Here is a 13,238-nt window from a genome sequence, read left to right on the forward strand (position 1 = left end):
AAGGTTAATCCCTTATTGGTCGTTAGAGGCCGTATACGCATAAGCGTACATTGTATGCTTCCTGACCATGGAATGCATGCATTTCAGGAGCTTATTCATACAGGCGACTGTGGCAACCTTTTCCTTTTTGGGGAGAGGTTGCTTTTTTAGTTTGTAATAGTAATCGACGAGATGATTGGGCGCAGCGTGTTGTTGTCGAATCATATTGCGAATTGCGAAATAGAGAATTTTTCTTCCTTTTGGATTGCCTCGTTTATTGATGTGATCTTTTCCGACATAATTTCCAGATTGAAAACGTCGAATATCAATACCGACGAATGCATTGAGTTGATTTGCGGTAGGAAACCGTCTGATATCGCCCAATTCACCAATTAAAAGAGTCGCAGTGGGCGCACCAATCCCAGGTATAGACTGATAGAGTTCAAATTCTTCAAGTGCTTGAGCAGATTGAATCATTTGCGCCATTAAGCTTTCCTTTTGTTCTAGTAAGTCTTGAAGGAGGCGCGCATAGTAACTCGTTTTCTGGCAATGAATACTCGCGGCGTCGACTGCAGGATAAGAGTTTTGCGCATACGTTAAAATTTGGTCAGCTTTCTGCCACGCTCTGTTTTCGGAAATACATTTGCGTGTGCTCTTTACTAAGCGATTTTTTATTTTTGTTCGAGTAGAGGCAAGCACGAACTCGGGGTGAGGGAACGCCTCGATTAACGATAACGCGTAAGGAGTAACACGACTGGAAAAGAAGTGTTCTAACTCAGGAAAGGTTAATTGGAGTGCCTGATGAAGATCCATGCGCACGCGAGAAATTTTATCTTCGATTTCTTGATAAAAACGGGCAAGATCACGTAGTTTCTGAAATACTTCTGCTTGATGTATTTTTGGCAAACGCGTATTTTTCCAATGAGTTTGCGCCAATTTATGTGCGTCGATTTTATCTGTTTTCCAACTACGCAGTGTGCCCTCTTCCATTTGTTTTTTTGCCTCTAAAGGGTTCAATAGGCAGTAGATTAACCGGTTAGCTTGACAGAATTTTTCTAATGGACGAGAGTAGACACCTGTTGCTTCAAAAACAATTTCAGGCGTTTCTGGAAGTGCGATGATTTCTTCAAGTAACTGGTGAAACCCTTCTTGATTGTGAGCGACTTTCCCTTCGGATAGACAGTGCCGATCATGGTAAAGTACTTTGTAACTTTCACCTTTGGATACGTCAAAAGCTAAAATAAATGACATGCGACTTCTCCTTTATTATTTGATTGAAAGACCTTCACTGATTCATTCCGATTCGACTTTCCTTTACACGGACTCGAAGTCCCAACATACTTAAAACAGATTCTAGAATGGCAGTGAAGGAGCTCGTTTTTTGATTCGGACTCGAAGTCCATGAGGTCATGTTCGAGCTTCCTTTCACTCTCACTATACTTGATTACAAGAAAATAGTGGGTAAGATATTCCGTCGAATACCTTACCCACTAATCTTAGTATGTTTATGTTATCTTACAGATTTGTCGGGTATGAGGCATTGGTCATCTTATCCCCTAGAACCAAATAAACGGTGTTCCAGAAGCTGACCTTCAACATTAAGCTAACAAATTGTAAAATATGAAACAAATATTTTTCAATTTTCTATCTCACTGCTCAGATCAAGTCGCTTCTGTCACCATCTCATTTAGTATAGTAGTTCCAATAAATCTTGTGCTTCGATCGCACCAAAGTATTTCTTGATATCGATGGTTTCAACTGCTTCTTGTAAGGTAGCTTTGTCATATTTTAACCCTGTCAACACTTGCTCAACATCTTTGATATCTCCTAGACCAAAGAAATCGCCGAAGATTTTTACCTCTTCGATTATCCCTTCAGAGACATTTAGATGGACCTCGATCGAGCCAATTGAAAAGCGTTTTTGTCGTGAAAAGTTAAAATCTGGTGATTTCCCATAATTCCAATCCCAATTTCGATAATACTGTTCAGAAATTTGATTGATTTTTTCCCAATCTTTTTCTGTCAATTCATAAGTTTTTACTTCTTCTACTGAAGATACCCCAAAGATTTTCAAAAGAATGTCTTCACGAAATTCTTCTGTTGTCATTCCTTGTTTTTCTTCAGGCAAGAAAGGCTTGATGTTAGTAACTCGCGAACGAATCGATTTTATTCCTTTTGATTCGATTTTTTCTTTTTTGACTTTTAACGCATTGACTACTTCATCAATGTCTGAATCGAACATAATCGTTCCATGTGCGAACATCCGACCATTTGTGGCATACATGGCATTGCCTGAAAATTTCAAGCCATCGATCACCAAGTCATTTCGTCCTTTTAATTCGGCACCAGAAATACCTAATTCGTGTAACGCTTGGATAATTGGTTTAGTCACCTTCGCAAAGTCACGGAACGAATCCCCATCATCTGGCATGATGAAACTGAAATTCAAGTTACCAAAATCATGATAAACAGCCCCACCACCGCTTAAACGACGTACCACATGGATGCCATGTTCTTCGACGTACTCACGATTGATTTCTTCGATCGTGTTTTGATTTCGTCCAATAATGATCGACGGTTCATTGATGTAAAACAGCAAGATTGGCTCTTCTAGTGGCATCTCTTGTAGCAAAAAGGTCTCGATTGCTAAATTTACTCTTGGATCATGGTTTTCATTTGGTACAAAAATCATTCTGCTCGTCCTCCTATATATCAAACACTTTATCGACTTCAGCTAAAACAACTTCGATTTCTTCTCCAGCCGCTTCTTTCGCTTCATTCTTTAATTGTGTTAAGTCACCGAATTGTGGCAAGTGGGTCAAAACCAGTTTTTTGACCTTTGCCGCTTTTGCGATCTCTCCAGATTCTTTTGAAGTGAAATGGGCTTTGTGTCGCTCATTTCCTGCAAAAAGATACGTGTCCGCCAAAAAGAGGTCTGCTTCTCTAGCAAAAGGGATGAAACTCTCTAAATAGCCAGAATCTCCTGTAAAAACAAGTACTTTTCCGGTGGCTCTTTCGACAATACGCATCGCATAACAAACCACTGGATGAATCGTTTCCAAGAAAGTGATCAAAAATGGCCCGACTTCGAGTTCTTTGGACGGATCATATGCCACCCCTTGTGACACTCCCGGCATCGTCAAATGTTCAAAATGACTGGCATCTTTCGTATGTCCATAGATTGGTAATATCTTTTCCTGATCTCTGTCTGGATGTAATTGCCACTCATATTGCAAGACTCCTAGATCTGCGATATGGTCATGATGATAGTGGCTGATGATCACCGCATCTAAAGCAAGTGGATCAAGATGGTCCTCCAATTTCACAAGTGTTGCACTCCCAGCATCAATCAACAGATTAAATTGATCTGCTTGTAACAGATAACTCGTCGTTCCTTGTTTTTTGTAAGGATATGCACCTAAGCAACCTAAAACGGTTAATTTCATGACTGATTCCCCCTCAAAAACTTATGCTACCACAATTTCTTATTTTCATAAGGAAAACTGCTTACCCTAAGTTAAAGTATTCCATTGGGCTACCTTTTTCAATACGGGCTTGTTCGTAAAACTGTGCAACCGACACATTGACGTAAGCAATCACCCAGAGTAAACCAAAGAATAGCGCAATAAATCCGAGAATATACCAACCAATAAAGGAAAGTTGTAGGAGAAGATAGGTACCAATACGATCTTTTAATAAAAACCAAGCATATTTCAAACTTTGGATAACTGTCAGTTTCGGATAGTCAAACTTTGTCCAAGCAGCAAATTGGAACAACCCTGCAACGATCGTCATCACAAATAACGACACGAAAAAGAGTAAGGTTGTAAAGACCGCAAAACTCAGATCAATCGTAAAATCGTTCATTATCCCTTGTGGTGATGCATTCCCATTAAAAAGTAGATTGATATACGTATTGAACCCGCCAATCAGAAAACTAGGCAAAAGTATAATACCGTTGATCAACCAATTGAATACGGTATTTAAAAGATTGATAAGCAGAATCGGTACAAAATATTCTTTTTGAAAAACAGCAAACAACAGATTAGATTTTGCTCGCCCACCTCTGACCACAACTAACGAGATATAATAGACCCCATAAGTAAATGCAAAGATCAATACGTGTTGGATCAAAAAATCAAGTATGTTTGCCTGTGTGCTATCGGTTGGGAAGATGCCTACAAAAAGCTGCTGGATGATCAACCCGATAAAGACTGAAAGGAAAATGATCCAAGCATTGATCCCCCATTGTCCTTCTAATGATGCCCGAGCTTTCTTTCGATATTCAGAGACCTTCTTCATTACTCATAACTCCTGATTTCTGCTACTTTTTCACTATCCAAACGTTTGACTACTTCAGTAACTAATTTTACTGTATTGAAGTAATCTTCTTCATGGATGATCGATGTATGTGAATGCAGATAACGAACGGGAACTGTGATTGCAATCGATGGTACACCATTACGTGACACATGCATTTGTCCGGCATCTGTCCCCCCACCAGTGATGACAGTATATTGGAATGGAATAGCCATTTCTTCTGCCACTTGGATCACAAAATTCAATAATTTTTTATGTGGGATCATTGAAGCATCGAAAATCAAGATTTGTGGCCCTTTACCTAAAACTGAATCTGCCTCTTTTGGTGACATCCCTGGTGTATCCCCAGCAGTACCTGTATCTAAAGCAATCGCAATATCAGGATCAACTAAATGAGTACTTGTGCGTGCTCCTCTTAAACCAACTTCTTCTTGCACATCACTCCCGGCAAATAAGACATTTGGATGTCCTTCTTTTGCTAGATTTTCAAGTACACGTAAAGAAACAGCTGTCCCAATACGATTGTCCCATGCTTTTGCTAATAAAAATTTTCCATCATTCATTCGACGATATTCAATATAAGGAGTGATCATATCGCCAGGACGAATGCCCCATTCCGTCGCTTCTTCTTTGCTTGTCGCACCGATGTCAATAAACATATCTTTGATATCATAAGGTTTGTTACGAACTTCAGCAGTCAAGACATGTGGTGGTTTTGAACCAATCACGCCATGGATGATTTTTCCCTCTTGGGTCTTGATTTCTACTTGTTGTGCCAACATGACTTGACCCCACCAACCGCCAAGTGTTTGAAATTCAATAAATCCTTTATCTGTGATCTTTGTAACCATAAAGCCAACTTCATCCATATGTCCGGAGATAAATACTTTAGGTCCCTTACCAGAATCATGTTTGGCGATGATACTACCTAAACCATCGTAAAAAATATCATCTGTGAACTGCTCTGCATATTTTTTATAGACTTTTCGTACTTCTTCTTCATTTCCTGGTACGCCACGCGCAGCTGTTAAATCAATCAATAATTGTTCTTCATTTTTATTCAAACGCTTTCCCTCTTTTCCATACTTAATAGTAGAATTATATCATTATTCACTGATTTTTGGGCAGCATATTTGTTTGATTTATGTAGTCCTATGATAAGAACAGTTATCGTTTTCATATTTTTCGAATCTGACTACATCTCAAAAATGACCCATAACATCCACTTTGTTTGGACGTTACAGGTCATTGCTCGAATTTCTTCATTCCTCTTGTTTTGGTTCAAATTCCTCGCTTATTTTTCTGGTAGTGTGTCTGGGGTTTGCAATTGCCAATCCTTACTATAGAAAGCATCGTCCATCTGATAATGACTCACTGGTTGCTTCTCTTCTAAGAAGGGTTGGATATACTGATCTGCAGTCAACCAGCCTTGCCAACCAAGATGGATCGTATCTTCCATAAAATAAGGGACATCGGCCATTTTTGTTAAATCTGCAATGTGTTGAAATCCTTGTTCCTTTAATTGATACTTGATTTTTTTCGCAAATCCTTGCAACATCTCTTGAGACAAACCAGTATAGTCACTCCATTTTTCATTCACTGGCGGTAGAATAAATAATGCTTCAATGTGTTCATTTGCTAATTGTTGCAATAATAATTGAAAATCAGAATATTCCTTTGAAAAACGATAATCCCAGTCTTTTTGTGAATCTTTCAGCTCATCTAAATGGTGTTTGATCCGGGTATTGTAGAAATCATCTTTCAAAGCAAAAGGATTATTCTTAGTTTTACTAGTACCAATCTGTGTAGCGAGCTTACTTAGTTGTTCTTTTTCATAGCTAGCAGGTAATGGTTTGGTCGCTTGATCGATCTGTTTTTGTTTATCCGTCAAACCAATCCCACTAAATAATTCATCCTCACGCTTCAAGATGTTCCATTTGTCTTCCAAGCCCGCTAATTCTTTATCATTGGGTGTAATCCCTTTTTGTATTGTACTTAAAATCCGCGTGATTTCCTCATCTTTCGAAACAATCGAAAAACTCAATAAACGTCGCGCGAAATAGCGATCTGAAGCGGTCACTTTTTTTATTGAAAACAGCCAATCCAATGTCTGTAACTCTGAATAGTGGGTACTGAAATAGTCTTCCTTCACCCCGTCTTTTACGAACCACTGAGGAGACACGACGACCACTACTTTTTTATTTCTGAGATCTTTACCAGCTGAGCGCATCATCATGAATTGGCTCAGCGATTGAGTCCCGGGGGCACCTAATAAAAATGGTTCGTAGCTCCGTTGATATTTCTGGGCTAAAACCGAAGGATGAAAGGGACTGATCCTACTCAATTCACTCGAACCAAGAAAAGGCACATACTTTTTTTCAGCAAAGGCTGCATTTTTGATTACATCCCCTCGTAAGACGTTGTCTGACATCGAACTGGCTGCTCTATGGATGATTTCTGGATCAGCTACATTCACGCGAAAAGATGAAGTGAAAAAAAACGCAATCAGTATAAACGCAAGTAGCACTGGACCAAAAATCGCAAACAGCTTTTTCTTCATCGTTATCCCTTCAATTCGTTGACTTGATCAATGATTTTATTTGGTGTCGCCCATTCTTCTCGGTCAAATTCTGATACAGGTACTTGCACATCAAGCTGTCCATCCAGCTCTACTAATAATTGGACAGACCCTAGTGAATCTAATAAACCTTCACCAAACAAATCAATTTCTTTATTTTCTTTCACTTCATCTGTACCTGTAATATCTGCTAAAATCGTTAAAACTTGTTCTTCCATGTTTATTCTCTCCTTTAAATTCATTATTTATTTAAAAAACAGTTGATCTAAAAATCCTGAAAAAATCAATAAGCTAACACACACCGCTTGAAACGTCATGAAAACAGAAAATGCGTGGGTCAAGCGATTTGAAGGAAGTTTTTTCTTCCGTTTTTTCTTGTAGCGAATCCATGCATCGGTCACACAAATCAATGTTGCATGATAGATGCCATACAAAATGTAGTACCATGTCAAACCGTGCCAGACACCCATTAATAGAAACAATGCAAAGTACCCGATATTTGACGTCACGATCTTGCTCTTGAACCATTTTTTCTTCATCAAGAAGAACATCAACCGCATATACACGTAATCTCTGAACCAGAAGGACAAAGACATATGCCAACGATTCCAGAACTCTTTGATGTTCCAAGCTAAAAATGGTTTGTTGAAATTGATTGGGGTATCATAGCCCATCAAATAGCTTGTACCAACTGCAAACAAACTATAGCCAGCAAAATCAAAAAAGAGATACAAACTATAGACATACATGTAACCCAATAGCCACCAAGAGACCCCACCATGAGCTAAGGCTCCTTTTGAGACGATGGGTAACAATACCTGTCCGAGATAGTAACCGATGATGAATTTGTATAGAAAGCCCATAAACAGATGATGGACTCCTTTTTCCAACATTGCTAGATATCTTTCCCTTGTTGGTGGTTGGAGCTGATCTTTTTCAAATCTTCGATAACGATCGATGGGTCCTGAAGAAATGGTTGGAAAAAACAACAAGAACTGAATATAACGGTAAGGATGATAAGTTTTGATCATACCGTCTCTCATTTCCATAATCATTTGTACAGCTTTGAATGTTAAATAAGAAATCCCGAGAAAACTTAAAAGTGATCCTTTACCTGATGATAGAAACGGTGTGACTTTCGTAATCGCTAAAGGTAGAATCGCTAGAACTACCGCGAGATAAAACCAAACACTCTGATTTCTTTTTTTTCGATAACTGAAATAACACCAGACAAGTATGGTTTGCCAGATCACATAACCAATCAAAGCAAGTCCTTGTTGCCAATACGTTCCTCCAAAGCTGATGAATAAGAAAAAGAAAGTGACAAGTACTTGATAAGTTCCTAAACGTTTCTGGAAAAATAACAGAGAAAAAATAATTGGTGCTAACGCGAAACTCAATAATAGAAAATAATACGGCTCCGCATAAGGAATCATATGTGGGAGACTCATCACCTATTCACCTCAGCTGTCAATGCTTTTCTGTCGATTTTTCCGTTATTCGTTTGTGGCAATTGTTCAATAAACACCACTCTTTGTGGGATCATATAATCCATCAGAAAAGCGGTCAATCTTTGTTTGATCGAACGTATCAACTGATAATTAGTATCCGGAATCGCTTGATCCAGTACAACAAACGCCACTAATTGTTGGACTTTCGATCCTTGATATTTGGGGACAACGATCGCTTGATTGATTCGCTCATCTTTAAGCAACGCATGTTCAATATCGCCTAATTCAATGCGGTAGCCATGTAATTTCACCTGTTGATCGATTCTTCCCTCAATAAAAAGTAAACCGTCCTCTGCTAAATATCCTGCATCTCCTGTTCGATAGTTTTGATGCCCAGTTACTTGAAAGAACACTTCCTTCGTTTTTTCAGGATTGTTCAAATAGCCTTTTGACACGCTAGGACCAGTAATCAAAATCTCGCCGCGATCACTTTCGCCTTTTTTCAAAATGGATACAGTAGTATCGGACTTGACGTAGCCAATTGGTAAACGTTCATACGCAGCCAATACTTCTCTAGTGATCAATATACTAGAGATAGCTACTGTCGCTTCTGTCGGCCCATACGTATTGTAGATTTTGGCTGAAGGAAACCGTTCGAGTAACGCTTGCGCCGTTTTCTTCGTTAATTCTTCGCCACAAAAAATGAATGTAGTCAGTTCTGGTAAATGCTCCTCATCAAAAGATGCGTCCATTAAACAAATATCGACAAATGAAGGGGTTGATACCCAGATATCCAGTTTTAATTGTGGTAAAACGGCAAATAGTTTTTGAAAATCTTGGACGTTTTCTTTAAATAAAGGCTTGAGGATTCCACCAGAAACCAGTGCTGGATATAGTGTGAACACAGACAGATCAAAGGAGAAAGGAGCTTGTGCTAAAAAAGCTTGCCCCTCTTTAATCGGAAAGTCGCTCAAGACCCAATCAACAAAGCTCACCAAATTATCATGACTGATTTGCACGCCTTTGGGTTCCCCTGTCGTGCCAGAAGTAAAAATCAAATAGAAATTTTCGTCACCTTTTACTGAATGCTCAAATGGATAACCAATCATCGATGAGATGATTGAGCGTAAACAATCTTTTTGGATGATTGGTAGATCTGTCTCAATCTCCCAATCACTTAAACTAATGATCATGCTAGGTTGAGCGACACGTAAAATCGCTTCGATCCGCTCCTTCGGTGTTTGGGCATCAATCGGTAAATACGCATGCCCTGCTTTCACTGCGCCCAAGAATGATACCACCATCTCAAACTCTAGATTGCCAAACACGACGATTGGTCCCTTCGTAGTCAAACGTTTCTCTAAGTAATAGCCTAATGCGTCTGAGGAGCGCTTCAGTTCTTGATATGTGTACCGCTCCTCCGCTGTCTGATACGCGATTCTTTCTGGGTCTGCCATTCCCCAAAAATCAATCGCTGCCACGATTCCTTTTTTCTTCATCGTTTCCCTCCTAGAATTCGTTATATATAAATGTTCCACCTTGAATATTTTTGTAATGATACAAATAAATGAGTAGCAATAGTATCGTAGAATAAACAAGGGTTCGAAGCATAAAAGTTCGCCAATATCGAACCTGGGGTTGCTGCCACCATTGTTTCATCTCTTTTTCCTCCTATTTAGATCCTTAGTCAAATTCTACTCATTCCATCCACAAAAAAACATTTGTTTTACTAACAGAATGCGCTTTACAGCTAACAGTTTTGTCACTAACTAAAGAGAACAAAAAAAAGAGCCGTACGAAAATAAATTCGTACAACTCGATTCTGTCTTTGGTTCAGCTAGAATAAGATAACCTTCTGGCTCTATTTTTTTATTCCTCAATGATCCGACAATACAAACGACTAGTCATAAAGTAAAAGAGTAGGTAAATGACGATCAATAAGCCACAGACAAAGTAAGCCAACCAATAATCTGCCCCTTCTACATATTGAGAAAACACATTGATGGCAAATACTGCATGAGTGATCCCCAAAATCATCGGTGGAAAAAACATCAACGCATTTTGCTTATAGATCATCCGATTTGTTTTGCGTTGGGCAATCCCTAATTTTGTCAACAGTTGATAATTGGTTCGTTCAATTTCAGCTTCGGATAATTGTCGCACCATCAAGATACTACCAGTTGCGATGATCACGATCATCCCCACAAAAAGGGCAACAAAGATATTGATCCCAATTTGACGATCAATGGCACGCAGCCTAGGATAGCGAGCATTATAATTCAAACGTGATGCTTGACCTGTCAATTTATTTTCTGAGTATTCACTTTCCTCTGCTTTAGAAGCATCGGTATGGATCGTCCCAACTATCCCTTGATCGGTGATCTCATAACTATAATAAATCGTGTGGTTCCAATTAGTAGCTACTTCTTCATTTAATCGTTCGGTCAATTTATCTTGATTGCCACCAGTCACATTCCAATTGATGATCTGAAAGTCTAATCCAGTGACACGGTCAAAGATTGCTTGATCAACAACCAAGGTCGGTCCATAGTAGGTCATATCTTCATCTCCCAGAAATCCCGGAAGCACCTGTTGGATCAATAGTTCTTGCTGATCAGGTAGATGGATCTTTTTCCCATAACTAGAAAAATTACGAAACATCGATTCTATTGCATCTAACATGACCGTATGATTTTTTCCTGTAAGTTTGATTTCTGGCAGACTAGGTTTGATTTTGCGAAAGGCGTGATACTCTTTTTCAGAAATCAAATTGACTGGCTTGATCTCATTGCCGGCAGATACCGAACCAATGCTCAGGTCATAATAACTCCCTACTACTTTGTAATGAAAAACAAATTCATCAGTGATCTTTTGATTCTCTTCTGCTAAGATCGGTCGAAGTGTGTTTGCCGTCTGAGTATCTAATTGATAAGAAACAGGAGCAGCAATCTCTTCACGATGGGCAATGAGCGTCGATATACCAGTCATCCCTCCGATCATTGCCAAAGATAGACCGATGACTAATGTGATCAACGAATTCATTCGCCAACTTTTTAAAAGATGGATTTGTGTGTTCCCAATCAGTAAAAAATTGGTTCCTCGATACTTGAATCTCGAATCACTCAACAAATGGAGCAACAAGCGAAAAGAATAGCAAAAGAACAGATAGGTTCCTAATAAACAAACAAAAAATATCGAAAATGGGAAAGCAATCATCAATCCTAGATTTACCTTTTTTTCGAATAGCTCACTAATCGTTTCTCTAAAGTTCCATGCGGCGAAATAGCTACTAGAAATCATCAATAGACCGATTACGCCTAATAAACGATGCCTTGTGCGAATACGCAACATTGAACTTTCCACTTGTTCTCTTTCACCAAAACTACGATTCATGGGATAACTCCAAATTTTCCATAGTGAATAAAGAGAAACTGCTGAAAGAATGACAAAAAATACCACAACGGTTTCAAAAATGGACGGGATAGAAATAAAAAAACGACTAGTAATGTCCATCTTCATCATTCGGACTAAAATCATTTGAAACAATTTTGAGAAAATACTTCCCAATAAAATCCCTAACATACAAGCAAAAAAGCCAATAGTCATCGTTTCCAACACATAGATTGATGAGATCTGGAATTTGCTGATTCCAAATAATTGATAGATCCCAATTTCTTTTTGTCTCCGATTGAGAAAGAAACGATTAGCACTGAGTACGAAAAAGAGCAAAACAACAGTGATGGTCCAGCTACCGAGCTTTAAAATATTATCTATCGAAACATCTTGACTCGCCCTTCGAATCAATGATTGGTCATAGGTCATCGCGCTAAAAGAGTAATAGATCATCGTCGATAAGGTCAAACTGAAGAAATAAACAAGATAGCCCCTTGATTGTTTTAAAAAACTTTTTGCGGCTAATTTATAAAGCATTGATTTTACCGCCTCCTCCAATCGTCGCCTGCATATCGATGACTTTTTCAAAAAATTCTTTTCTTGTCCCTCGGCGGATCACTTCCGAAAAAATCACCCCATCTTTGATAAATAAAATACGATTGCAATAACTAGCTGTATAAGGATCATGCGTCACTAATAAGATCGTTGCTTTTTCGACCTCGTTGACTGTTTTTAAATAATTCAACAATTCTGTTGCTGATTTTGAATCCAATGATCCGGTTGGTTCGTCTGCGAAGATCACTTCGGGTTCCACAACTAAAGCTCTAGCTGCCGCAATCCGTTGTCTTTGTCCAACTGACATTTCATCAGGATAACGTTTTAGTAATTCTTCGATCCCCAAAAGCTGGGCAACATGTAAGACTCTTCGTTCCATTTCATCTTTCGCCATATTTTCAACAGCTAAAGGAAGCAAAATATTATCTTTACCATTCAGTGTATCAATAAGATTGAACGTTTGAAAAATAAAACCAATTTTTCTTCGCCTGAAATCACTCAATTCATGTTTTTTCATTTTAGTGATTTCATTTCCTTTGATCAACACACTACCCATCGTCGGTAGATTGATCGTTGATAAGATATTCATCAGCGTAGTTTTTCCCGCTCCACTTGGTCCCATGATCCCAATAAACTCTCCTTCTTCAACTGAAAAAGAAACATTGTCTAATACTTTGACCGGTGATTTACTACTTCCATAACTTTTACTTAGATGTTTTACTTCGATTATTTTACTCATGCTAATCCTCCACCTTTATCCTTAATTGAATAGTAGCACATCCTTTCCTTTTTTTCCCTTTTGATTTTGTCACCTGATCACTCACGAAAATTATCTTTGAAATTTTTTTATTCAATTTTTTTATTCAAAAAAAAATAATTCGTATTTTTTAAAAGCTGATACCGTACGTTTTCACTTTTTTTCACAAGATAATATACACCATATATAGTATACTCATTCAATT

The 13,238-nt window shown here is 38.5% G+C and carries 12 protein-coding genes; all 12 read right to left on the bottom strand.

The annotated features are described in order from the left end of the window. Window positions 1-12: 12 nt before the first annotated feature. Window positions 13-1,230, bottom strand: a complete 1,218-nt coding sequence (locus CUS89_RS02275; RefSeq protein WP_104870877.1) for an IS110 family transposase — start codon at window positions 1,228-1,230, stop codon at window positions 13-15. 436 nt (window positions 1,231-1,666) lie between these two features. Further along, entirely contained in the window at window positions 1,667-2,671 is a 1,005-nt protein-coding gene (locus CUS89_RS02280) for a lipoate--protein ligase (RefSeq protein ID WP_104870878.1), read from the bottom strand. Between the two features lie 13 nt (window positions 2,672-2,684). Next, a complete protein-coding gene (locus CUS89_RS02285; RefSeq protein WP_104870879.1) occupies window positions 2,685-3,425 on the bottom strand; it encodes an MBL fold metallo-hydrolase in 741 nt (246 codons plus the stop codon). Window positions 3,426-3,486: 61 nt separating this feature from the next. After that, the gene (locus CUS89_RS02290) at window positions 3,487-4,281 is read right to left on the bottom strand and encodes a DUF975 family protein (protein ID WP_104870880.1); all 795 of its coding nucleotides are present in this window, start codon (window positions 4,279-4,281) and stop codon (window positions 3,487-3,489) included. Then, window positions 4,281-5,363, bottom strand: a complete 1,083-nt coding sequence (locus CUS89_RS02295) for a M42 family metallopeptidase (RefSeq protein WP_104870881.1) — start codon at window positions 5,361-5,363, stop codon at window positions 4,281-4,283. Before CUS89_RS02295 ends, CUS89_RS02290 begins: the two co-directional genes overlap by 1 nt. A 230-nt stretch (window positions 5,364-5,593) precedes the next feature. Then, window positions 5,594-6,859 (bottom strand): D-alanyl-lipoteichoic acid biosynthesis protein DltD, encoded by a 1,266-nt coding sequence (gene dltD / locus CUS89_RS02300; RefSeq protein WP_104870882.1) that lies wholly within the window; start codon window positions 6,857-6,859, stop codon window positions 5,594-5,596. Between the two features lie 2 nt (window positions 6,860-6,861). After that, a complete protein-coding gene (gene dltC / locus CUS89_RS02305) occupies window positions 6,862-7,095 on the bottom strand; it encodes a D-alanine--poly(phosphoribitol) ligase subunit DltC (RefSeq protein ID WP_104870883.1) in 234 nt (77 codons plus the stop codon). A 27-nt stretch (window positions 7,096-7,122) separates the two neighbouring features. Then, a complete protein-coding gene (gene dltB / locus CUS89_RS02310) occupies window positions 7,123-8,328 on the bottom strand; it encodes a D-alanyl-lipoteichoic acid biosynthesis protein DltB (RefSeq protein ID WP_104870884.1) in 1,206 nt (401 codons plus the stop codon). Continuing rightward, window positions 8,328-9,827 (bottom strand): D-alanine--poly(phosphoribitol) ligase subunit DltA, encoded by a 1,500-nt coding sequence (gene dltA / locus CUS89_RS02315; RefSeq protein WP_104870885.1) that lies wholly within the window; start codon window positions 9,825-9,827, stop codon window positions 8,328-8,330. Before dltA ends, dltB begins: the two co-directional genes overlap by 1 nt. A 10-nt stretch (window positions 9,828-9,837) precedes the next feature. Beyond that, window positions 9,838-9,987: a teichoic acid D-Ala incorporation-associated protein DltX gene (locus CUS89_RS02320; RefSeq protein ID WP_010736035.1), complete on the bottom strand. Its 150-nt coding sequence runs from the start codon at window positions 9,985-9,987 to the stop codon at window positions 9,838-9,840. Window positions 9,988-10,197: 210 nt separating this feature from the next. Next, on the bottom strand, window positions 10,198-12,258 hold the full coding sequence (locus CUS89_RS02325; RefSeq protein WP_104870886.1) for an ABC transporter permease: 2,061 nt from the start codon (window positions 12,256-12,258) through the stop codon (window positions 10,198-10,200). After that, window positions 12,248-13,015, bottom strand: coding sequence for an ABC transporter ATP-binding protein (locus tag CUS89_RS02330; protein ID WP_104870887.1), 768 nt, complete (start codon window positions 13,013-13,015; stop codon window positions 12,248-12,250). The genes CUS89_RS02325 and CUS89_RS02330 overlap by 11 nt, the downstream gene beginning before the upstream one ends. Window positions 13,016-13,238 lie beyond the last annotated feature (223 nt).

The sequence above is a fragment of the Enterococcus mundtii genome (assembly GCF_002947535.1).
GTDB lineage: Bacteria > Bacillota > Bacilli > Lactobacillales > Enterococcaceae > Enterococcus_B > Enterococcus_B mundtii_B.